Below are 25,554 nucleotides of genomic sequence, written 5' to 3'. Positions count from 1 at the left end.
ACTTCCGTGCGATTGCCACGCTGCGCTCGCAATGACATGGTAAAAAAAAGCGCTTTTTACTTATAATGGTAATAAACCCTTACAACCTACCTGTTCTTGAAGGTTGATCTTTTTCAGACACATAGTTAAAACTTTGTGTTTGATCACCAAGCTGGATCTTAAACTCGCCAGCCTCAGTTACTGTTTTGCTTACATCATTCACAAAGGCAAGATCTTTCGGGCTTATTTTAAAGGTAACTGTTTTGCTTTCACCCGGTTTCAGGCTGATCTTATCAAAAGCGCGAAGACGTTTGGTATCAGGAGCTATACTGGCATAAAGCTGACTGATATACAACAACACCGATTCCTTTCCTTCCAGTTGGCCGGTATTTTTAACATCTATAGATATACTTAGCGTCTCATTATCTTTAAGTTCCGGCTTGCTGATACGCAAGTTACTATAACTGAAAGTAGTGTAACTTAGGCCATAACCAAATTCATATAAAGGATTATAACCGTGTTTATCATCGGAATTACCGTTCTCTAAATTCTTGCGGTAATAATTTACAAGCGCGTTTGTATAACGAGGATAAGTGATAGATAACCGGCCCGATGGGTTAACATCTCCAAATAAAACACCGGCAATAGCATCCCCACCCTCATTGCCCGGCAGGTAAGCCATAATGGTAGCGGCAGATTTACTCTCGGCATCGGTAACAATTCGAGGGCGGCCCTCGGCCAATACCAGGATCACCGGTTTGCCGGTTTTAGCAAGTTCCAAAGCCAATTGAGTTTGCGCTGCGGGCAGGTTCAGATCGTCAATATTACCTACGTTTTCGGTGTAGGAAAGTTCACCCAGGCAAAGTACAATAGCATCGGCATTTTTAGCGGCTTTTACCGTTTCATCTATGTTCTGGAGGCTGTCGAAAGAAGCGCCGGCTTCATATGTTACGTTCTCCTTTCCTATTTTTTGCTGGATAGCTTCCAGTATTGTGTTTTTATTAGCTGCGAATTTGTCCGATAGATCGCCTTGCCAGGTATAACTCCATCCCCCATCTAACGAACGCATGGTATTTGCCGTAGGGCCGGTTACCAACACTTTAATATCTTTTTTTAGCGGAAGCACATGGTTATTGTTTTTTAACAATGTAATAGCCTCATTAGCGGCCTGTACACTGGCCTGCCTAAACTCATCCGATCCGAATTTAGGATAGTCATCAGGGTTGCCAACCGGGCGCTCAAATAAACCAAGCTCATATTTAACCTTTAAAATACGATGAACGGCTTCATTAACCCGGGCTATTGATACCTTACCTTCTTTTACCAGTTCAATCAGGTAGGTATAAAAAGTATAGTCATAAGGTACCATGCTCATATCAACGCCTGCATTTACAGCAATCATTACAGCATCTTTTTGGGTAGCCGCTACATGGTGACGGTCATGCAGGTATTGAATATCTCGCCAGTCGGTTACAGCAATACCGTCAAAATGCAGTTCACCGCGCAAAACATCAGTCAGCAGATATTTGCTTGCGTGAACGGGGACGCCACTTATCTCGCCCGAGTTGATCATCAGCGTCTTAGCCCCTGCTTTAACGGCTTCGGCAAATGACGGAAGGAAATACTCGCGCATATAACGATCGGGAATCCATGAAGGGGTGCGGTCTTTTCCGCTCAGCGGGAAACTGTAGCCGAGGTAATGTTTCATACAGGCGGCAACATGGTATTTATCACCTACATCGTTACCCTGATATCCCTTGATAATTTCGGCACCCATTGTTTTTACCACGTAAGGGTCTTCCCCAAGCGTTTCGTAGATCCGCGGCCACAAAGCCGACCGACCCAGGTCTAACACCGGAGAGTAATTCCATGGGATATAACTTGCACGGGTTTCATAGGCAGTGATCTCCCCCATTTTACGCGCAAGACTTTTGTTAAAGGTTGCAGCCAAAGCTATTTCCTGTGGGAACAAAGTACTGCCAACAGTATATGTAACACCGTGAATAGCATCAATACCGTAAATAACCGGAATTTTTAAACGGTCCTGATCGGCAGCTTTCTGGATCTGCGAGATCACATCGTACCAATGGCTACGTTCATAGGCTGTTCCGGTAACATTCAATATCGAACCAACGTGATATTTCATGATGGCTTCTTTTAGTTTTTCAGGGTCGAGTTCATGAGCGCCGCCACCGGATTTAGAAACAACATCAGAGGTAACTTCGGTCATTTGTCCAACCTTTTCTTCGAGTGTCATTTTGGTTATCAGGGCATCAACCTTTTTATCGATAGCGCTGGCAGCAAGCGGCCTTTTTTGGGCATTTACAGTATAGCACAACCCGTTGAGAAAGGCAAGGCTAATCATTGTAATGTAGAGTTTCTTCATGTTGCGAGATTTTATATTTATTTAGTTGATACTTGATTGTCTAATTCGTGTTGCAAAGCCTCCATTGCGTTAGCCAGGTAAGCCAGCGGTGCATTCCAGTTTATAGCTATCTCATTTGCGGCATAAGCGCGCTCATCGTCGACATAAGCTTCGTCAGGTATTTTTGATGGCACTTGGATACCATCCTGCATTCCCGGGTTTGATCCGCCTACCAGCAAACCTGGCACAGGGTCTACTATCCCATCTGCGGCCGATGGTCTATGGTGCGGGTGCATGGGCGTTTTTGTTCCATATTCCGTAACAAAAGAATATCCCGTACCATTGCGCCCGAGCAGATAATCAAGATTAGCCAAAGCGTAATTCAGATATTTTTTGTTGTGAGTTAGTTTATAAGCCTGAATAAGCAGGATCCCTTCGTTTGCGGCTTCAGAGGTACTGCCCCAGCCAAAATGCCTTACAGATTTTGTCATTACAGTTTGGTAGGCGTTTGAATCAACCCCGCTGATCATATCATCGGCAGTAGCGATAAGTCGCTTTTTGATCTCCGGCAGGTCCGGTACAGCTTTTTCTGTAATATCATTTTTAATTAACGTATAATAACCCAGCAACCTAACTTGCGACCAGGTTGGCACCGGCATCCTGTTATCTGGTACGAGGTTGATATTTTTAAGATAATCTGCATTACCGGTGGTGGCCACCAGCTCCGATGCAGCCCAGATAAACTCGTCAGTAAAATTATTGTCGCCATAAGCGCCCGTAGTGATCTTAGGTTCAAACTTCTTATTTAACTCTTCCTGACGATAAGCTACTTGCGGGTTTTTAACCGCCCAATCCCATGCTTTTTTGGCAGCATTTAAACATGAATCAGCAAGGCCCGGTAATTCTTTGGGATAATGTCTCAAAATCCTTGAAGCCTGCGCCATAACAGCAGCAAAATCAAGCGTGGCGGCAGTGCCTTTTTGTACCACATAGCGTGGCGACTTATCTTTATCAGGCATTTCAAACTTATCAAAAGCCGCGTTAGTAAGTTTATGATAAACGCCCCCATCGGCAGGATCCTGCATGGTAAGCATCCAGCGAAGGTTCCAGAGTACCTCATCCAAAACATCCGGCACTTTGTTACTGCTTTCGGGGATATTAAGCCTGACCGTTTTCATATAAGCAGGAAAATCCTCATACAACGAAAGCAGCGTACTTGTAGTGATGCCACTGTTTACGATATACTTGTTATAATCACCTGCATCGTACCACCCACGAGGCGACGATATCAGGGAACCTGCTTTTCGGCCCTCATTTTCGGCAGACGGATGAATCAGCACCATGGTGTCAGGATGCCCTTCAGCCCTGTGCCATTTACCGGCATATTTTTCGGGCAACGTAGTACCCGACCGCATAAAATAGTATGCTTTGATAGCGGCATCGGCTACAGCTTTATGAACTGAAGCTTTGACTTCGAAAGGATAAGAGTAACCTACCGTTGGAACGTAAAGTATATACTTGCCGGGCTTGCCAAAAGCACTAAAATCGGCATATTCAACAATATGGCCTGCAAAGTTTGGCTTAAGTGAGATTTTCAGCTTCCCGGTAAATACTGTTTGCTTTTGAATGGTTTGGATAAAAAAAACGCTTTCCTTATCGTTTAAAACTATAGCCCTTTTTACAGCGCCTGGATAAAAACCTATTTGATTAAGCCGGATAGGCCTTGAAGCAGTATCTTTTTGTTGTGCCGAAACATTGCTTCCAATCAGCAACAGCACGAATAAAGATTTACTAAATGATATAAGAAGATACTTTTTCATCTGCCCTGAATTTTAGGAAACACCTGTAATCTGCGTTTAAACAGATAACAGACATATAAATGGCAGATAAATATAGGTGTACGTTGTACAATAAGTATAATACTATTCTATCAATTAAAAGCTAAAATATAATACTAAATATACAATCGATTGCACTGCTTGAACTACAGTTAATTTATGCCCTGATTTAAAGCAAAAAAGCCCTGCCGGTACCGGCAGGGCTTTCTATATTTCTAAAGATCCTGGGAATTATAACGAGAACAGTTTGTAAGCAACAGCCAGGCTGAACAAGCTCACACGTGTATGCGAGTTATCATTGCCGTAGGCTATTTTATTTAAACCGCCTTCGTAACGAAGATCGATTGAAAGACTGCTGATATCAACACCGGCACCTACCTGTATAGCATAGTTAGCATCTTTGTAGTTAAGCCTTGCAGCATTAGAAGTTGCTCCTGAAAGACTCTGATCTTTATTTACAGTGAATGACAATACCGGGCCGCCATAAAATCTGCCGCCTAAGCCTAAAGCTCCTACTTTACCACCAAGCAGTAACGGCACATCAACACTTGTAAAGTTTGCTTTAGCTGTACCGGTACCATCATTGGTGTTTACCGTAACATTTTTTCCTGTAACATAGAGCTCCGGCTGAAAAATAAAGCCCAATCCGCCTATGCGAGCCCATGCACCGGCCTGGTAACCCGCTTTGTTATCATTGTTAAAAATACCGTTTGACGGAAACGTTGAATAATTTAACCCGCCCTTAAGACCGAACGAAAAGCTGGGTATTACCTGGGCTTTTGATATGCCGATTGACAGCAAAAAAATAGATAAAGAAAGTAAAATTGATTTTTTCATATTTATTAGGTGTTTGGATGATGTAAAAAGCTTTTGCAAGCCATATTGTTTGCAAAACTGCCGCTAAAATAGAAATATCCGGTTAAACCTAACCGATAAGTTCGGTAAAAGTTCAACCAGATATTTAACTGATAATCGGGAATAAAAGTATAGGTTTTAAAAATCTTAAAGAATTTATCAATTAAAGCGCTAAGTTACCTTGGTAATAATCAAGGATTTTGGTACGGATAAAATAGTCATACCTGGCATTAATCAGATTGGTATTAGCCTGATCGAAGTTCGATTTGGCTATCACAAAATCAACCGAAGTAATTGCACCTGAATTAAATTTAACTTCAGCAATCCGGTATGATTCACCGTAGGCATCAACCTGATCGCGCAGCAGGTGATAACGCTCAAGAGCCGATGTCATATTAATATAGGCCTGATCGATATTTTGTTTTAACTGGATCCGTGTAAAGTCGTTGTTATATTTTGCAGTCTGAAAATCGATGCGGGCAAGGGCTACTTTATTACGGTTTTGAAAATAGTTAAGGATAGGTATACTTAACCCAACTCCAAAGCCCGAACTGTAATTATTTTTCAATTGCGAATAATATCCTGTATTACCGGTGCTTGAGTAGTTGGTTGCCAATGATCCGAACGCCGAGATAGTAGGCCATAAAGCACCTTTGGCGGATTTCACCTCCTTTTCGGCACTTTTTAAGCGAAGGTCATAGGCTTTAACCAAGGCAAGGTCGTTAAGCGCTTTGGTATAAATTTCATCTGCCGTTTTATCATAACTGCCAGGTAATTGATCTGCCGATAAACGGGCAAGTTTAATATCCTTGCTAAGCGGCACATTCATGATCTGCAACAGGTTAATCTTTGAAATCCCCATTGCGGCTTTGGTGTTAACAGCTCCAATTTGGCTGGTTGCCAGGGTTCCCTTCAAATCATATAATGTAGCAGGCGGTGTAGCACCGTCTTTATTCAATATAACCAGCCTGTCTACCTGTCTCTGCGCCTGTTCAACCTGTATATCTGTTGCCTTCAGCAGGTCCTCGTTGTCGAGCACCTGAAGATAGGCAGTAATCACGTTTAACGTAACAAGATCTTTAGCTTGCTGAAAATCCATTTTACCGGCCTGGTACGCCAGCGAGTAACGTTTAATATTGTTGATAAGGCTCATGCCATTAAACAACGTCAGGTTACTGTTCAGGTTATACTGAGCATAAGTAATTTGCTGAGTTACGTAGTTATAATTTGTAGGGTCCTGGCTACGGCCGTTACTGATATTATGGCTTACATTGCCATTAATTGAGGGCAGCAGGTTTTCGCGTGCCTGGTTATAAGCAATTTCCTGTGTTTGCATTTGCAATTCGCTCGTTTTAACACTGAGGTTATTTTTAATTGCAAGATCAATACACTGCTGTAACGTAAGCACAGAATCTGCCGGAGCCTGGCTGTAAGCCTTTAAGTTTCCAAATACAACAAGACCGAGAAATAGTAATTTATAGTATCGCATTTTATTATTGAGTTCAGAGTTTTCTTGATGAATCGATCCGGCCGTCCAGCAAATCGATAATGCGCGAACCATATTCGGCATTTTTTTCGGAGTGGGTAACCTGGATAATGGTTACGCCATCTTCCTTATTCAGCTTGCGGAACAGTTCCATGATCTCCTCCCCTTGTTTTGAATTAAGGTTACCGGTTGGTTCATCGGCTAATAACAATTTTGGTTTAGCAATAAGCGCACGGGCTATACCCACCAACTGTTGCTGGCCGCCCGACAACTGAGCCGGAAAAAGATCCTTTTTACCTACGATGCTAAAGCGATCAAGCATATCGGCAACCATAGCCTTACGCTCAGCGTTTTTAAAATCCTGGTAAATAAGCGGAGTTTCAATGTTTTCGTAAACAGTCAATTCGTCAATTAAGTGATAAGCCTGGAAAACAAAACCGATGTATTGTTTATACAAAGCAGAACGCTGTTTTTCTTTAAGCTGATGCACTGCATGGCCTTCAAAATAATGGTAACCGTCGGATGGTTCGTCGAGCATGCCAATGATATTCAGCAATGTTGATTTACCAGAACCTGAAGGGCCCATGATAGAAATAAATTCGCCTTCGTCAACTTCAAGGCTAAGATCATTCAGGATGATGTTTCTGTTGCCCCCTACCTGGAAATACTTTGAAATATGCTGCAGTGATAACATTTTTAATTATTGAATTAGTTTGTTAGTAAATAAATGAGTTAAACAATAATACTCATCATTTTGCGATTAACATATCAATAACATACCAAAGTTATATCTAACTAATTATCAACAATTTAAATCATCTTACCAAAACATTACTGTACGCTTATGTAACAAGATGCGTTCGGTTATGATACAGTGGGGTTTAGTGATTAGAGGTTGGTAGTTAGAGATTAGATTAAGTTTGATTTCGGATTGAGATATTGAATTTTACTTCTCCTGAAACAAGTATGTAGTTGGGAGTTAAGGATAGCTTACTCGTACCCGCTGCGAAAATTGACTTAATCAAAAAGGCCGGCTGTAAAAAATATTTTCTTACAGCCGGCCTCCTATGTTTTCAACTAATCACTAATCACCAACCTCTAATCACTGGACCTCAGACTCTTCACCGGATTAGCAAGTGCAGCCTTAAGGGATTGCACGCTTACGGTGATAAAGGCTATAAGTATGGCTACAGCACCTGCAGCTATGAATACCCATATTTGGATACTGATCTTATATGCAAAATCCTGTAGCCAGCGATGCATGGCGTACCAAGCTATCGGCGAGGCTATGATAACCGATATGATCACCAGTTTCAGAAAATCACCCGAAACAAGTTTCACTATACTGAAAACGCTTGCGCCTAAAACTTTGCGTACACCAACTTCTTTTACCCTTTGCCTGGTTGAGAACACTGCCAGCCCAAATAAACCCAGACAAGAAATAAAAATGGTAACCAAAGTAAACGCGGTTAGTATTGAACCGGTGCGTTGCTCGGCTTTGTACATATCATCAAACTCCTGATCAAGAAAGTGATATTCAAAAGGTGTGGCAGGATTAAAAGCACTCCATTTTTCTTTTACTGCTGATATGGTTTGGGCAATATTATTTCCAGAGGTTTTGATAAGAATCTTACCAAAATAATCTTCAGTGAACATCACAATTGGCGTAATTTCCTGATGAAGGGAAGCAAAGTTGAAGTTTTGTACAATTCCTCTTACTTCGCCGGTGCGTCCGTTAAGGCTAATGTGTTTGCCCACTGCCTCTTCAGCTTTCCAACCCAATGCCTGTGCGGCTTTTTCATTAATGATAAAACCATAATGACGCTTATTTTCATCAGGCTGGGTAGAGCCTTTTTCATCGGCATCGGTAAAATTAATGCCCTGCACCAGTTTAATACCAAGCGTATTTAAGAAATTCCTTTCTACCGGCAATGCTGTTACCGAAAGGTTATAGTCGCTGTTTTTACCATCTGCCTGATTAATGCTATAGCCACCATGAACATCAACCGGCGAATCATACGAAGCAGTTGCGTTAAGCACCCCGGGTAATTGAGTTACCTCGTTATTAAATGACTTGATATCTTTCAATGACTTGCCGCCGATATCGATCACCATTACCTGCGACCGGTTAATACCTATATTCAGGTGCTGAATATATTGCAGCTGACTACCTGCTATAACTGTACAGATCATGAAGAATACGGATACCACAAATTGAAATATAACCAACGATCTGCGTAAAGCCCGACCGCCAGAGGTATTGGTGAGTTTCCCCTTCAAAGTAACAATAGGATTAAATGCCGACAGATACAATGACGGATAAGTCCCGGCTAAAAATGTTACCGATATAAACAAACCGAATAGTGCCGTGATCAGCCACGATGTATTCCAGGTTTGAAACCCTAAATGCTGGCCCGAAAAATCACTAAACCATTTGAAACTTACATCAGCCAAAAACAAGCCCCCTAACAGCGACACAAGGGTGATCATAGCAGATTCGATGATAAATTGTGTGAAAAGTTGCGTACGTACCGCACCCATTACCTTTCTTACCCCTATTTCGTGACCTCGTTCTATGGCTTTGGCTGTTACCAGGTTTAAGAAGTTTACACAAGCCAGCAGCAACAAAATAACCGCTACTGCGCCTAAAATGTAAATATATTTGATATTGCCGGATGGCGTTAGCGGGTAGGTAGCTTCCGATTTAAGGTGAACATCTGTCAAAGGCTCGAGCTTGAACCACATTTTATGCCCCTGCCTGAAATCATCTTTAAACATCTCGGCTACATAGTTGTTCATTTTTTGCTCTACCGAAGCCATATTAACACCCGGCTTTAACAACAGGTATGAATAATCATTAGCCGAATCCCATCTGCGCGTTTTGGAGTGTTCAGTGATAGCATACGAGCCTACCATGTCAAATTTGATCTGCGAATACTCGGGCACATCCTCTACCACGCCGGTAACCATCATGTTTTGTTTGTTATTGACCTTCAAAACCTTACCGATGGCATCCTCATTACCAAAGTATTTTTTTGCGGTAGATGCAGTGATCACAACGGCCGACGGGTCTTTAAGTGCAGTTGCGGCGTTACCCTTCAAAAACTTAAAGCTGAAGATTTTAAAAAATGGTTCGTCGGCTAATAAAAACCGTTTTTCGTTAAATAGCTTATCCTGGTATTGCACCGGGTTATTGTACCAATAAATTCGTACGCCATCCTCAATTTCCTGCAATTGCTGCTTAAATACGGGTACCGGCGCAGTTGGCGTTACCGACGTTGATTTTGCCTCGGCATCATCAGATGACTTGTAATTATAAGCCACACGCACAATACGATTGGCATTAGCGTGAAACCTATCGTACCGCAGCTCATTTAACAAATAAGTAGCTAATAATATAAAGCACCCTATCCCAACTGCCAAACCTGCAATACTTATTAATGACGTAACCTTGTTTATAACCAGGTTACGCCATGCTGTTTTTATATAGTTTTTAATCATTCTTTAGTTTATTAGTTCGATGGTTCATTAGTTCATTGGTACTTGCATGTTCGTTAAAGGTGTCTTTCCGCGTTTACACTAATGAACAAGTGAACCAATGAACGCAATTATTCAGATCTAAGGCTTTTAACCGGATTAGCCACCGCCGCCTTAATAGCCTGGAAACTTACGGTTGCAAACGCAATAATGAGCGAAGTAAAACCGGCTACGCCGAATACCCACCAGCTGATGTCAATGCGATAAGCAAAATCTTGTAGCCATTTACTCATGGCATAAAACGCGATAGGCCATGCGAGTACGTTGGCAATCAGCACCAGTTTTACAAAATGGCCCGAAAGCAGCATCACAATATTTTGTACCGATGCACCAAGCACCTTCCGGACCCCTATTTCCTTGACCCGTTTCTCGGCCGAATATGATGCCAGACCAAATAAACCAAGGCAGGATATAATAATGATCAGTCCCGCTAAAATACTTACTACGGTGCTTACCTGGTTATCAACACTGTAAACTTCTTTAAAATGATCGTCAAGAAACTGGTATTCAAAAGGTATCCCCGGAAATTCTTTCATCCAGGTTGATTGAATAAATGCTACCGCTTCCTTAGCCCGGCCACCGTTGATCTTAACAGACATTTGGTTGAACCCTTTACCATTTACCAGGAACAGCGTTTCGATTTTATAATGCAGGGAATTGAAGTTAAAATCTTTAGCTATACCGGTAATTACACCCAACGAATCAAAACCAAACCTTTGCCCCAATAAGGATTCCATGTTTTTCCCTTTATGATCTTTCAGCAACTCCTTAGCCAGCGCTTCGTTGATGATGTACTGCTTCCATACGGCCGAAGTATCGGTAGAAAAATTCTTGCCAGTCAACAGTTTAATCTTATACAAGTCGAGGTAATTATTATCAACTACCAGCAAGGTTGACGTAAGCTGTCGTAACGGGGAATCGCCCAGTTTAAATGAGATCCCGGTTTGATCAAGATGGCTGCCTAAAATATCCTGCGATGCAGTAACTCCCTGCACCATTGAGTTGGAAAGCAACTCCTGTTTAAACAGATCATATTTGTTTTGCGGGATCAAGCCTAATGGAACATTTACAATCTGATCGCGGTTAAAACCCGGATCTTTTTTTTGCATAAACTTAAGCTGTTTGATAACCAGCACGGTTGCTATCATCAAGATCACAGCACTTGTAAACTGCCCTACAACCAAAATGTTTCGCAACGGTACCCTATTACCTCCTACCGATGCTAAAGCTCCCTTCAATACCTTAACGGGCTGAAACGACGATAGGAAAAGTGCCGGGTATATGCCCGAAATAATGCCAACAAGTACTGTACTTATAAGCACCACTCCTATAAGCATCTTGTTATCGTGCAATGGCAAACTGATATCGCGCTGACTTAAACTATTTACAAAAGGGATTGCAATGCTTACCAAAATACAGGCAAAAACCAAAGCTATAAGGGAAAGCAACACCGTTTCGCCAAGAAACTGCATAGCCAATTGAAAACGGCCGGCACCGATAGACTTGCGCACGCCAACTTCTTTAGCCCGCTCAGATGAACGTGCAGTTGAGAGGTTAATAAAGTTGATACATGCTATAATCAGAACAATGATGCCTATTACAGTAAATAAGTTAGTGATATGCTTATCAAATTTTTGATAGTTGATATAATCCAACCCAATATCGGCCGAGTTAGCATGCACATCTTTAAGCGATAACAGGAAAAGCTCATAATTTTTAGAACCGCCTTTGCCCCTGTATTTTTCAAGATATGCCGGAAACTTCTTTTCAAGAGCCGCGACATTGGTACCGGGAGCCAGTTCAAGATAGGTATTTAACCAGTTGCCGCCCCAGTTGGTAAACATCCATTTTTTATAAATGCTACTGAACGAAAATAGACAATCAAACTGCAATTGTGAATTTTTTGGCACATTAGCTAATATACCGGTAACCGAATAGGTTATGGTATCCTGCCCGTAATTGGTAACCGTTTTACCAATCGGATCATCATTCCCAAACATACGTTTGGCGGCATCTTCAGTTAATAAAACGCTGCGTGGTTTTAATAAAGCAGTTGCCCGGTCGCCCCTAAGTAGTTTAAAATCAAACATCTTCAAGAAAACCGAGTCTACAAAAAATACCTGCGGCATGTACACACGTTTAAGTCCGTTGTTGAGCGGAAATTTTTGCTGCCAGCGCACGCGGGTAAAGTTTTTTATTTCCGGAAAATCGGCTTTAAGCGTGGGTCCCATCGGAAACATAGATAAGGCAACTTTTTGCGTGGCCCCCATGCCCTCAAACTTTTGCACCTCGTTTAATCGATAGATGTTTTTGGAATGCAGGTTATCAAAGCTTTTTTCATAATAAACAAAAAGCGTGATCACGATGCAAGCCGCCATGCCCACGGCCAACCCAAAAATGTTAATTGCCGAAAAGACCTTGCTTTTCCAGATATTCCGCCAGGCGGTTTTGAAGTAATTTTTTATCATCGCATTAGTTCATTTGTTCACTGGTTCATCAGTTCATTGGTGTAGGATGTACAGTGTTGCCAACTGGAAACTGCCACTGCTAACTATTTATTCGCTTCTTAAACTTTTAACCGGATTGGCAATTGCCGCTTTAATAGCCTGAAAACTGATTGTTACCAGGGTAATCACTATGGCAACTATTGCCGATATGATAAACACACCAGGCCCTACGGTTATCCTGTAATCATATTTTTGTAACCAGCCCTGCAAAAAGTAAAACGCCACCGGCGATGCTATTACGCAACTGATAAGCACAAGCAATACAAAATCCTTCGACAGTAAAAACCATAGCTGGCTTACTGTTGCGCCCAACACTTTACGTACCCCAATTTCTTTAGTGCGCTGCTCTGCGATGTATGCCGCTAAGCCGAACAGGCCAAGGCATGAAATAAAAATAGCCAGACCGGCAAATATGCCTGATAGCTTACCAACCAATACTTCCTGGCCAAACTTGCGGTTATAATCATCGTCTACAAAGCGATATGTATAAGGATAAGCCGGGCTATATTTTGAAAACACCTGCCCTATTTTATCAACAGCGTCATGCGGGTTTACTTTAGCCGAAAGGCGATAGATCAAATTCCCATGCGGATCATTGTTGTACAAAAACATTGTTGGGTCGGCCTGCGCAAATGGCGATAACATCAATGCGTTTTTAACCACACCAATTATCTTGCGCTGCATACCTCCATAAGTTATTACCTGGCTTATCGGATCGCCTTTAAGTCGTAAGCGCTTAATTGCCGCTTCATTGAAAACTATGTTTAATGAGTCGGAAATTGTATTGTTAAAATCTCTTCCGGCAAGCATTTTCATGCCGGTGGTTTTAAAATAATCATCGGCAACGGCTACCACACCCATTTCAACGGTTTCACCGGCAAATTTCCCGGGCCATTGGTCAATATCATTATGCATATCAATATCTGTAACAGCACTTGATGCCGATGAAACGCTTTGCACCACTCCGCTTTGAATTAATTCATTTTTGAATGCATTAAAGTGTTTACCGAGATCGTCGTTCGCATTGGTGGCCATCAATCTGTTGATATCATACCCATTAGGCCTGTTTTTTGCATATTGAATTTGCTTATAAATAACCACCGTACTAATGATCAGCGCAATAGAGCAGCTAAACTGCATCACAACCAATACTTTGCGCGAGTAAGATGCAGAACGGCCAACCTGGATAGTACCTTTTAAAACTTTAACCGGATTAAATGAAGAAAGATAAAATGCCGGCCTGCTGCCAGCGATTACGGCGGTAAGCAACATACAACCAATAGCTATAAGCCAGAAAGTGATATTATCAAAAGGTATGGTGATTGTAGTACCAGTAAGCGAGTTAAACGGGCCAAGCGCAATCTGTACAAAAAGTATCGAACAAACAAAAGATATAAAAGTGATTAAAGCCGATTCGGTCAGGAACTGAAAGATGAGGTGTTGACGCTGCGAGCCAATAGCCTTGCGTATCCCCACTTCGCGGGCGCGCTTTTCGGAACGCGCTGTTGTTAGGTTAATGAAATTAACGCACGCTATCAATAATACCAATATGCCGATAACGCTAAAAATGTGCACATAATCAATAAAGCCGGCGCTGGCTATGCCATTCTTATAGTCAGAATACAGGTGCCAATCGAGCATTGGCTGCATGATCACTTCAGAATTTCTGGCGTTTATATTATCCTCTCCTTTTTCGATGTTTTTGATCTTAGCAGCGAGTTTAGTATAATTTACGCCTGGCTTTAATTTGGCGAAAAGTTGATAGCCGTTATTGCCAAAACTCGCGTGTGCACCTTTCATGTACGACTGCGTTTGCTCCAAAAGGCTAAAAGGTGTCACGAACCTGAATTGCATCGACGAGTTTGAGGGAATATCCTGCATTACCCCGGTAACCTTCAGATTATACGCGTTATCTATCCGTACAACTTTATTGATCACATTCTCGGTGCCGAACAAAGCAATGGCAGTGGCCTTTGTTAATACAATTGAATATGCGTCCTTCAAAGCTGATGAACGGTTACCCTGCAACATCGGATACGAAAAGATCTTCAGAAAATCATTTCCGACTTGTATTCCGCTAATCGATAATTTCTTATCACCAACCATCAGCCCATGCGTACCGGTCCAATCCGTAGTTGCTACAGATTCGATTTCGGGGATGGTGTGTAACACATCTGATAACTTCAGCGAAGTTGAACTAAACGTAAGTGTTTCGCCATTACTGTTAAAGTTACGGCGTACCTGATATACCCGTTCGGCGTCGGGCAAAAACCTGTCATACGAGTATTCATTGGCAACCCAAAGTGCTATCATCAGAGCAACAGCCATGCCGGCTGCCAATCCCAAAACATTGATAGCTGTATAAGCCTTGTTATTAACAATGTTTCGCCAGGCTATTTTGATGTAATTTCTAAGCATATTTTATATCATTAGGTCATTCTAATAGTCATTAAGTCATTTTTGCTTTACGTCTTTGCAATGACTCAATGACGCGAAGCAAAAATGACTCAATGACCAACTATTCAGAACGCAAACTCTTAACCGGATTTGCCAACGCTGCCATGGTAGCCCGATAGCCTACCGTTATCCATGCTATTATAAGGCTTGACAGTATCGATATCACAAATATTTGCGGGCCGATACTGATCCTGTATTGAAAATCTTTTAAGTAATTATGCATCGCCCACCATGCCAGTGGAGCAGCTATTACAAATGCAACCAGCAGCAATATGCTGAACTCTTTACCAAATAACCATAAAATACTGCTGATATTTGCTCCCAGCACTTTACGTACACCTATCTCCTTGGTTTTACGCACTGCCATAAACGATACCAAACCATATAAACCAAGACAGCCTATAATGATGGCTATCCCGGCAAATGCCTCAACCAGTGTTAACAGGATATTGTCCATTTCGTAAAAGTGGGCAATCGTATCGTCCAAAAACTGGTATGAATACAATTCTTCGGGGAAAGTTTGGTTCCAGATCTTATCAATCTGTGCTAATGTAGCTTTAGCATTCCGCATGTCTATTTTCACGGCAACGGTACCCAGGTCCTGGTAATTAGGCATTACACATAAAGGCGAAATTTCTGAATGGAAGGAGTAATTGTAAAAGTCTTTCATTACGCCAACAATGGTACCTTTATAATTGCGGCCGTTAATTGCCATTTGCTTTCCAATTACATCCTGCGGTTTAAGGCGAAGCTTTTTAACAAAGGTTTCGTTCACCAAAAGCTCTTTTACCGAATCGCCCTTGAAAAAATTTCTGCCGGCAATTAGCTTAATACCGAAGGTCGAAATATAATTTTCATCGGCTTGTTTGGTATTGATGCTCCAGTGTTCATCTTCGGCACGGTTATCATATTGAATACCAGTATTGCTATTTGAACGGGATGCTGGCGCATTAGCACAGTAAGATACATTTTCAACCCCTTTAATTTCGCTGATGCGGTTGCGCATGGTACTCATTTTGATCTTGTCATTTTGAGGAAGCGGCACCAGCACTATGGCATTTTTGTTAAAACCAAGATCGGCAGTTTGCGAATAATGTAACTGCGATACTACGATGATGGTACCAATAATCAACACTTGCGATATGGTAAACTGGGTGACCACCAACACCCTCCGTAAAGAAAACCCGCCAACATCTTTTTGTGAAAGTTTGCTTTTAAGTGCCTTGATAGGCTGAAACCTTGCCAATACCAGTCCCGGATATGAGCCAGAAAGAAAAACTACAATAACAGTAATCAAAACGGTAAACAAGCTTAGCTCCGGCCAGTTGAAGGTCATCCTTGCGTGAAATAGTTTATTCAATGCCGGCAAAGCTATTTCAGACAAACCGATGGCTACACCTACAGCTATGATGCTAATAATGGCTGTTTCTGCAATAAATTGCCAGAACAACTGAAAAGGCTGACTACCCAGCACTTTGCGGATCCCGACCTCTTTTGAGCGGTTTAATGCCTGTGCAGTAGCCAGGTTTATAAAGTTAACAGAGGCAGTGATAATCAGAAATACGCCGATAAAGAACAGCGCCCACAAATAGCTTTTATCGGCATAGCCACCAAGTTCACGGTCAAAATGCATTTCGGCAATGGGCTGTAATTTAAAGCGCCAAACCTGTAAATCGCGACCGGTATAGTTTTTCTTTACTAATTGTAGCATGGCTGTTTCAACCTGCGCCTTGGTTACCCCCGGCTTCAACCGGGTAAAGCCCTGGCATCCGCTGTAAACACCACCCCAGTTATTTTCACGATCTTTCCCGGCGTAGGCTTCCATACTGGCATACGAAATAAAGACCTGCTGCTTTTGGTCGGTGTTATTTGGCAAATCCTGCAATACACCGGTTATAGTAACGGTTATGTTATTATCCAGCTTAAAAATTCTGCCTATCGGGTTATCGTTACCGAAATATTTTTGGGCCATTTTTTCGGTAACCAGGGCTTCATTGGGATTAGCAAGAATAGTTTTTCTATCACCTTTAAGCAATGGAAAATTCAGGATATCGAAATACTCCGGCTCAACAAAGGCAACGCCATCATCCTCGCCAAACTTTTTAACTTCGTTTCCCTTGGTAATAGTGATCAGCGTTTTGTTGAAACTGATATACCTCGCTGTTTTTTCGCTAAAAGCTAAGTCATTACGATAGCCCTTAGCCATCGGCTGCGGGATAGCGCCTACGCGGTCTACTCCCTGATCATGAAATTCGGTGTAGAAGCGGTAGATTCTGTCTTTATCCTTATGAAAGGTATCAAAGCTCAGGTGATAGGTGATCAGCGTAAATATCAACACACCGCAGGCTATACCCAAAGCTAACCCAATAACACTGATGGTTGCGTAAGCCTTATTACGAACCAAATTTCGCCAGGCAATTTTTATGTAGTTTTTGATCATATCTTTTATTATTCATTAATCATTTGGTCATGAAGTCATTGATGCCCGCGTCCAAATGACTTCATGACACGAAGCAAATGACTTAGTGAAATTATTCCGAACGCAAACTCTTCACCGGATTGCTCAATGCTGCTTTAATAGCCTGAAAACTTACCGTTGCCAGTGCTATAAAAATTGCTGCTATTCCCGCGGCAGCAAATACCCACCATTGTACGGTTACCCGGTACTGATAACTTTGCAACCAGTTATTGATGGCATACCACGCAACCGGAAAAGCTATCAGGCACGAAACAACAACAAGCTTCAGAAAATCACGCGATAGCAAGCCAGTTAAACCAACCACAGATGCACCAAGCACCTTGCGGATACCTATTTCTTTGATCCGTCTTTCGGCAGTATAGGCGGCTAAACCAAATAGGCCTAAGCAGGATATTACAACGGCCAGCGACGCAAATACCCCCGACAGCTTACCGGTAAGGGCCTCGGTTTTAAACAATTCATCAAAATCGGCATCAACAAACTTGTATTCGAATGGATAGCCCGGGTTGGCACGTTTATAAACTTCGCCGGTTTTAGCCAGAGCATCAGTCAAATTAACGCCCTGTTTAAAGCGGATAGTTAAGATATTATTGTTTTGCGGACGGCTAAACAGCATCAGCGGTGCGCCCGAAACGTACATATCATTGTAAAGGAAATCTTTGATGATCCCAGCAATTTGATAAGGCTTATTACCCCCATCCCTAACAATACCACCCACATGCCCCGCTTTGCCCATTTGCTTAGCAAAAGCCTCGTTAATGATCACGTTGCTACTATCAAGCTTGGCATTGGCATAAAAATCCCGGCCTGCAACCAGTTTCATATTCATGGTTGATACAAACTGCGGGCTTACACTTTCAATAGTGATTAAAGGATTTTTTGAGGCGTCTTTGCCATCCCATGAAAAGTTATCGGTATTACTCCAAATCTGCAAAACAGGATACTCGCTTAGTGATGCGTCGGCAACAACACCAGTTTGCTTCAACTCATTATTTACAGCAGTAAAATGATCGGTTATTTTGCCTTTGGTATCGATGTAAACAAGGTTATCTTTTTGATAACCCAATTCTCTGTTTTTAACGTGCTGAATTTGTTGATATATAATTACTGTGCCTATGATGAGTATAATAGATACAGAAAACTGGATCACCACCAAACTTTGTCTGATAAAGCCCGCGCCTGCTGCCGATGGCAATTTAATATTCTTTAATACCGTTATCGGGTTAAATGATGACAGGTAAAACGCCGGATAGCTGCCGGCCAGCAAACCGGTAACTAAACCTATCGACAGTAAATAAAACAAATGGAACGGTTGTAAGAGATCAATAGTAAGCTCCTTTTGAACCATATTATTGAACGATGGCAAAGCAGCATAAACCAAAACCACTGCAATAATTACTGCTATAAACGCCATGATCACTGCTTCACCTATAAACTGGGTTATAAGCTTACCTTTACCGGCACCCATTACTTTATGAACACCAACCTCCTTAGCCCGCTTTTCGGACCGTGCGGTAGAAAGGTTCATGAAATTAATGCAAGCTATAATGAGGATAATAAATGCGATTGCCGAAAACAAGCGGACGTATTCGATCCGGCCACCACTCATTTTACCGTCGGTAAATTTGTCGCGCAGGTTCCAGTCGTTCATACCGAAAAGGAAGCAGATTGTTCCGTTGCCGTTTTTCTTGGTACCAAGATAGTGAGCCAGCTTTTTGTTAATGGCATTAACATCTGCTGATGGTTCCAGTTCTACATAGGTGCGTGTCCAGTTAGCTCCCCAATCCTGCTGCCAGGGCTGCATATGCTCGATGTTCTTTAACGGAGCAAACCATTGCATCTGGAATGTAGAGTTTTTTGGCAGATCGGAAAACACGCCAGTAACTGTAAAGTCGTGCTCATTATTCATTTTTAACGTTTTGCCAATCGGGTTGGCATCACCAAAAAACTTTTTAGCCATAGTAGTATTAATCACTACCGAATGCAGATCATGAAAAACATTTGCCTCGTCACCCTGAACAAAAGAAAGCTTCAACATTGGAAAAATCTCAGCATCGGCATATGAGCCTTGCTCATTAATCACTTTTTCGCCCAGTGCAAATACCATTTCGTTTTCTCCACCCATCCGGGCGGCATTTTTCACTCCAGGGATATCGCCTTTCAACGCTGCAGCCATTGGCCCCGGAGTAGCGCGAAATGTTGAAGTTTTACCATCATAGGTTTGATTTTCGCGAACCGTGTATAAGTTATCCCGCTTTACAAAACTGTGGTTAAAGGTCAGCTCATCCTGTACCCATAAAAATATCATAGATGCGCAAGCCACACCAATAGCCAAACCGGCTATGTTCAAGAAACTGTAAGCCCGGTTTTTCGCGAGACCACGTACAGTGGTTTTAATGTAATTTCCTATCATGGTTCGGTCATTAGGTCATTTACGTTGCATCATTTGCTTCGCATCATTTGCGTTGCATTATAGGTTACTAAGTCATTTTTTACTTTGCGTATTTGTCAATGCAACAATGACGCGAAGCAAATGATAAAATGACTATTCCAATCGCAGGCTTTTAACCAGGTTAACAAGCCCGCTTTAACAGCATATCGTACAGTAATTTTCAATTTCAATGTAAAACATATACCAAAATCAAAAACAACTGAATATCAAATACTTAATACAAATAAAATCCAGCAACTGTTCGTAAGCGTAACACATTGTGTACGATATTGATACAGTGTTTTTGATTTTGGATTTCGGATGTTCGATTTCGGATTTAGAATTTTATTGGGCTTTTGGTGCAGGCGAATACTTTGCAATTGTAAGAGCAAAGTTTACTGGTGTCATTTCAGCATTACAACAAAAAAGGCCAAGATATTCAAATCCTAACCTTTATATCATTATACAACTAATCTCTAACTCCAACCACTACTCACCGCTCTTTAAACTTTCAACCGGGTTTGTCATTGCCGCTTTAATGGATTGGAAACTTACTGTTATAAATGCAATCAGTAAAGCCGTGAAAGCAGCAAGTACAAATACCCACCATTGAATATCTATCCGGTACGCAAAGTTTTGAAGGTATTTGCTCATCATGAGCCACGCAATAGGTGATGCTACCACCACAGCTACAAGAACCAATTTCAGAAAATCAACAGAAAGCAGCCTGGTAATATTGATTACCGATGCACCGAGTACTTTCCGGACGCCTATCTCTTTGGTACGCTGAAGCGTTAACAACGATATCAGGCCAAGCAAACCAAGGCAGCTGATAAAAATGGCTATTACCGCGCTTGAGGTGATCAGCTTATTTAGCAAATCTTCCTTTTGATAAAAATCGGCTATTTGTTGGTCCAGGAAGCGAAATTCAAATACATTATCAGGATAGACGGCCTGCCACTCTTTTTTTATGCGATCGATAACGGCTGAAGGGTTGCCCGCACCAATTTTTACACCTACGTATTGGTAGCCTTTTCTAAGCGTGGAAATGTATTCGGGAGCGATAGCTGTATACAATGATTTTGCATGAAAGTCTTTAACCACGCCTACTATAATCCCCGGATTGTTGGATAGATCGCCGGCAGTGAACCGCCTTCCAAGAGCCTGTTGCGGATCTTTAAGCCCCAACTTGCTTACCAACAATTCATTAACCAGGTATTCGCGGGCGGTATCGCTTTCAACAATATTGCGCCCTGCTACCAATTGCAGTCCAAAAGTTTTAACATAGCTGGCATCGCCTATTTGGGTATAGCCAACAAATTTTTCCCAGTCGCGGCTGTCAAATTTAATAGAGCCTCCTTTATCTGCGGTTGAAGATGGTGCCCGATAACAAAAAGAAACACTTTTTATTGCAGGATCAGCCAACAGTTGATCACGCAAAAAATCAGTTTTGCCTTTGTCGTTATTAGGAACGGGCAACATTATAACGGCATTCTTATTAAAACCGAGGTCTGTTGTTTTAAGGTATTTAACCTGCATGGTTATTAATATCGTGCTGATGATTAGCACCTGTGCTATTATATTTTGAACCACTATTAAACTTTTACGGGTAAAGCCCGCTGCCTGCGTTTTCCCGCCAACCTGGTTTTTCAAGGCATTTACTGGCTTAAACCGACTTAATATCAGCGCAGGATATGAACCGGCAGCTAATATGATAATGGTTAAAACTGCTATTATAAAAACTGCAAGCTTATAATCGGTAAAAAAGTTAAAACTTAGTTGAGTTTGCAGCCAGCTGTTCAAAACAGGTATAGCTACCATCACCATTGCAAATGATAACAACGCGGCAAAAACTACGATGTACGAGGTTTCGGAAATAAACTGGATAAATATAGCCCCCGGCGAACTACCCAAAACTTTCCGGGTGCCAATTTCTTTCGCCCGTTTAAAGCTTTGCGCTGTAGCCATGTTGATGAAATTAACACAAGCTATAATAATAAGCAGCAAACCAATTACGCCCAGGGTTACCAATAACGACCGTTGGATAACACCTGCGAAACGGCCGTCAAAATGTACTTCGCTTAGCGGCAACATCATAAAGTGGTATGGTTTGGCTTCTGCCGCACCCTGTGCCTTCACATTGAACTGGTTTATATCATTTTCAACAACATCAGCACTCATCCTATCTTTGAGTTCAACGTAAATGGAATTGGTTGAATTAATAAAATTCCAATCGTTATACATAGGCGTATAAACGTCCGGGTAAATATTCTTAAGTGTTGATATAGAAAGAAATACATCTGACTTGATATCGGTATTTGCCGGGTGATCTTTTACAACGCCTGTTATCGTAAAAACATTTTTATTATCAACTTTAATAGTTTTACCAATAACATCCTGAGTACCGAAATATTTTTCGGCCAGTCCATGACTTAGAACAGCTGTGTTTGGCTCAATAAGAGCGGTGTTTTTATTGCCCTGCTCCCATTGATAATCGAACAAGTTAAAAAAGTGACCATCGGTTATGCCTATATTTTCGTGTTCGGCAAACATTTTCTTGCCGGCACCGTCATTTTGGGGAATAGTTACATTGATATCATGCATCCGTAGTAATGCGGCTACATCTTTAACCCTTGGATCGTTTGCTTTTACATCCCGGGCCAAAGCTAAAGGAGCTCCCTGGTCATATATCGGAGCACCCTCGAAGGCAGTTAACCGATGAACAACCCTGTATACTTGTTTGGCATTATGGTGGTAAGTATCAAAACTCAAATGATAGGTAATAAATTGAAAAAGTATAACGCTACAACCAATGCTCAGCGCCAGGCCAAACATATTGATAAACGTATAAAACTTATGCTTCCAAAGGTTGCGCCAGGCTATTTTAAAGTAGTTTTTTATCATACCAAATACTTTATACGATAATACGCAAAACCCTTTAAATGAGTAGTTAAATTATGTTAAAAGGTGAAAGGTGAAAGGTGAAAGGTGAAAGGTGAAAGGTGAAAGGTGAAAGGTGAAAGGTGAAAGGTGAAAGGTGAAAGGTGAAAGGTGAAAGCGTCCAATATTTTTCAAATATCGGACGCTTTCATAGATTATCCTCAACCTTTTGGTTTTCGCCTTTAACCTTTCGCCTCAAAAATCACTCGCTCCTTAAGCTATTTACCGGGTTGGCCAATGCAGCTTTGACAGATTGGATGCTCACTGTTATCAGGGCTATCAACAGTGCGATACATGCAGCAACAGTAAAGATCCACCAGGCAATGTTTGTTCGGTATGCAAAATCCTGCAGCCATTTATTCATCATGTACCATGCCACCGGAAAAGCTACAATATTGGCTATTATTACCGTTTTTAAAAACTCTGCCGATAACAGTTGGATGATATTTTGAACACTGGCACCAAGCACTTTACGGATGCCTATTTCCTTTACACGTTGCTCGGCGGCAAAGGCGGCAAGCCCAAGCAAACCCATGGCTGATATTGCAACAGCTATAATAGCAAAAGCTGCAATGAGTGTTGACGAACATTGTTCGGCATGGTAAAGTTTATTGTAACCATCATCAATAAAACTATAATCAAACGGCTGATCCGGTACAAATTCGTTCCACACGTTTTGGGCTATCTTTATAGCTGCTGCTGTATTACCGGGAGTGGTTTTGATATAAAAACTACGGGCCCAATCTGTATGATTATTAATAACCATGGGGCCTATTCTTTCATGAAGGCTCCTGAAGTTAAAATCTTTCACCACACCGGCAACAATACCCGAATCACCGTTGATCTTAAACCGCTGACCTATTACCGGTTTATGGATACCAAGCTGTTTTACCGCTGTTTCATTTAAAACCACGTTATGCTGATCCGAGCCATTTTTATCAAACCAATGCCCTTGAGCCATTTTGAGGCTTAGTATGTGTTGAAACTTTTCGTCGGCCGATATAGTAGATACAGAAGGTTTATAATCATCTGGTCGACCTTCCCAATCCATCGATCCTGAAACTTTATTGCTATTATTAAAAAAGGCATCGTTAGCCGAGCGGGAGACTTCACCTATCGCGCTTTGCTGCCTTAATTCATTGGCAATACTTATCAATTTCGATTCCCTTATTTTATCGTTAAGCCCGAGCACCTGCCAGGGTATGGTCATTACAAAAACATGCTCGCGATTATATCCCAGATCTGCTTTTTTCATAAAATTAAGCTGGCGATAAATGATCATTGTGCTGATGATAAGCATCACCGAGATACCAAACTGCAAAACAACCAGGGTTTTGCGAATACCGCCATCCTTGAAGTTCAATAATGCCCTGCCCTTAAAAACACTCAACGGCTTAAATGACGACAATAGTACAGCAGGATATATACCATTAAAAACAAAACAAACCACCAATGTACCCAGCAATATCAGCCACGTTGCGCCGGATGCCAGTGGCTGTACAAAATGCTTTTCTGTAACCTGGTTAAACCAGGGCAAACAGATCTGGATAAATAAAATAGCTAATAATAATGACAGGAAGCTTACAACCAATGATTCGGACATAAACTGCGCAAAAAGCTGCCTCCTGCCGGCTCCTACAATTTTACGCACACTTACCTCTTTTGAACGTACACTCGCCCTTGCAGTAGTTAGGTTTACATAATTAATGCACGCCGTTGCCAAAAGTAAAAAAGCCAGGACCAGGAAGATATTAACCAGTTTCAAATTGCCGTTTTCAAATGATGAGTTTAGCAAACCGCTTTCAAAATGGATATCCTTGAGGCCGATTACACTCATGGTTGTGTTTTCGCTGCCCTTGTTATTTTTCCTGATAATTTGGGTTAGCTTTTGGCCTACATTCTTAACATTTACTCCCGGTTGCAGTTTCAAAAATGTAAGCCCGCTATAGTTGCCCCAATTGCTTGCCTGGCTTTTTTCATGGGCATCGCTTAGTTTAGCTTCAACAGGAATCAGGATATCATACTGAAAGCTTGAGTTTGCCGGGTTATCCTTAACAACTGCCTGTACCTGGTAGTTCATTGAGTCAACCTTCAGCATCTTACCAACTGCATCGCCGTTGCCAAAATATTTTTTTGCTGTTGATTGCGTGAGGATTAAACTGAATGGATTTTTTGAAAAGCTATCGGCACTACCTTCAACAAAATCATAATGGAATACCTTAAACCAATTGGCATCTATATATGCATACTTTTTTTCGGATATCAGCTGGTTATTACGATGTACTGTTATCATATATCCTGGCCACAGAAACGTGCAGTTCTTTATACCCGGTATTTCCTGTTTGGCAACAGGGCCTAACAAATAAGGTGATGACTCCCAGTCCCACACTTCGTCTTTAGTAAGGCTTAGCTTCGTTTTTATCCGGTAGATATTATCAACGTCCGGGTGATAATTATCAAAACTGTATTCGTTTTGTACCCACAGCATAATAAAGGCGGCTGCGGTAATACCGATAGTAAGCCCGGAAATATTAATGATGCTAATAGTACGGTGCTTAGCTAAATTACGGAACGCTACTTTAAAATAATTTCTGAGCATAGGTGGTTCATTAGTTTACTTGTTCATTAGTACCCTTCTTAGTGTATATATGTTATTCATCGATTTTGTCCACGTTCACTA

General features: G+C 41.6%; 12 protein-coding genes. All 12 read right to left on the bottom strand.

The annotated features are described in order from the left end of the window. Positions 1-79: 79 nt before the first annotated feature. The 12 genes from BMX50_RS00155 to BMX50_RS00100 all read right to left on the bottom strand — a co-directional run bounded on the left by BMX50_RS00155 (position 80) and on the right by BMX50_RS00100 (position 25,473). Positions 80-2,365 carry a glycoside hydrolase family 3 N-terminal domain-containing protein gene (locus tag BMX50_RS00155; RefSeq protein ID WP_091205981.1) on the bottom strand — a complete coding sequence of 762 codons (2,286 nt, stop codon included), beginning with the start codon at positions 2,363-2,365 and terminating at the stop codon, positions 80-82. A gap of 17 nt (positions 2,366-2,382) precedes the next feature. Further along, a complete protein-coding gene (locus BMX50_RS00150) occupies positions 2,383-4,164 on the bottom strand; it encodes a glycoside hydrolase family 9 protein (protein WP_091205978.1) in 1,782 nt (593 codons plus the stop codon). A gap of 249 nt (positions 4,165-4,413) precedes the next feature. Beyond that, on the bottom strand, positions 4,414-5,019 hold the full coding sequence (locus BMX50_RS00145; protein ID WP_091205975.1) for a porin family protein: 606 nt from the start codon (positions 5,017-5,019) through the stop codon (positions 4,414-4,416). A gap of 181 nt (positions 5,020-5,200) precedes the next feature. Then, positions 5,201-6,526, bottom strand: coding sequence for a TolC family protein (locus tag BMX50_RS00140; protein WP_091205972.1), 1,326 nt, complete (start codon positions 6,524-6,526; stop codon positions 5,201-5,203). A 13-nt stretch (positions 6,527-6,539) separates the two neighbouring features. Then, the gene (locus BMX50_RS00135; protein ID WP_091205970.1) at positions 6,540-7,217 is read right to left on the bottom strand and encodes an ABC transporter ATP-binding protein; all 678 of its coding nucleotides are present in this window, start codon (positions 7,215-7,217) and stop codon (positions 6,540-6,542) included. Between the two features lie 404 nt (positions 7,218-7,621). Continuing rightward, positions 7,622-10,024 carry an ABC transporter permease gene (locus BMX50_RS00130; RefSeq protein ID WP_091205967.1) on the bottom strand — a complete coding sequence of 801 codons (2,403 nt, stop codon included), beginning with the start codon at positions 10,022-10,024 and terminating at the stop codon, positions 7,622-7,624. A gap of 107 nt (positions 10,025-10,131) precedes the next feature. Further along, positions 10,132-12,528 (bottom strand): ABC transporter permease, encoded by a 2,397-nt coding sequence (locus tag BMX50_RS00125; RefSeq protein WP_091205965.1) that lies wholly within the window; start codon positions 12,526-12,528, stop codon positions 10,132-10,134. An 87-nt stretch (positions 12,529-12,615) separates the two neighbouring features. Continuing rightward, on the bottom strand, positions 12,616-14,985 hold the full coding sequence (locus tag BMX50_RS00120; RefSeq protein WP_091205962.1) for an ABC transporter permease: 2,370 nt from the start codon (positions 14,983-14,985) through the stop codon (positions 12,616-12,618). Between the two features lie 100 nt (positions 14,986-15,085). Then, positions 15,086-17,464: an ABC transporter permease gene (locus BMX50_RS00115; RefSeq protein ID WP_091205960.1), complete on the bottom strand. Its 2,379-nt coding sequence runs from the start codon at positions 17,462-17,464 to the stop codon at positions 15,086-15,088. Positions 17,465-17,555: 91 nt separating this feature from the next. Beyond that, the gene (locus BMX50_RS00110; RefSeq protein ID WP_091205957.1) at positions 17,556-19,916 is read right to left on the bottom strand and encodes an ABC transporter permease; all 2,361 of its coding nucleotides are present in this window, start codon (positions 19,914-19,916) and stop codon (positions 17,556-17,558) included. 507 nt (positions 19,917-20,423) lie between these two features. Beyond that, on the bottom strand, positions 20,424-22,838 hold the full coding sequence (locus BMX50_RS00105) for an ABC transporter permease (protein WP_091205955.1): 2,415 nt from the start codon (positions 22,836-22,838) through the stop codon (positions 20,424-20,426). Between the two features lie 238 nt (positions 22,839-23,076). Further along, on the bottom strand, positions 23,077-25,473 hold the full coding sequence (locus BMX50_RS00100) for an ABC transporter permease (RefSeq protein WP_091205952.1): 2,397 nt from the start codon (positions 25,471-25,473) through the stop codon (positions 23,077-23,079). Positions 25,474-25,554 lie beyond the last annotated feature (81 nt).

Origin of the sequence: Mucilaginibacter gossypiicola (genome assembly GCF_900110105.1) — a bacterium.
GTDB classification, from domain to species: Bacteria; Bacteroidota; Bacteroidia; order Sphingobacteriales; family Sphingobacteriaceae; genus Mucilaginibacter; species Mucilaginibacter gossypiicola.
Note: the sequence above shows the minus strand (reverse complement) of the source record. Positions and strands in the feature narration are given on the sequence as shown.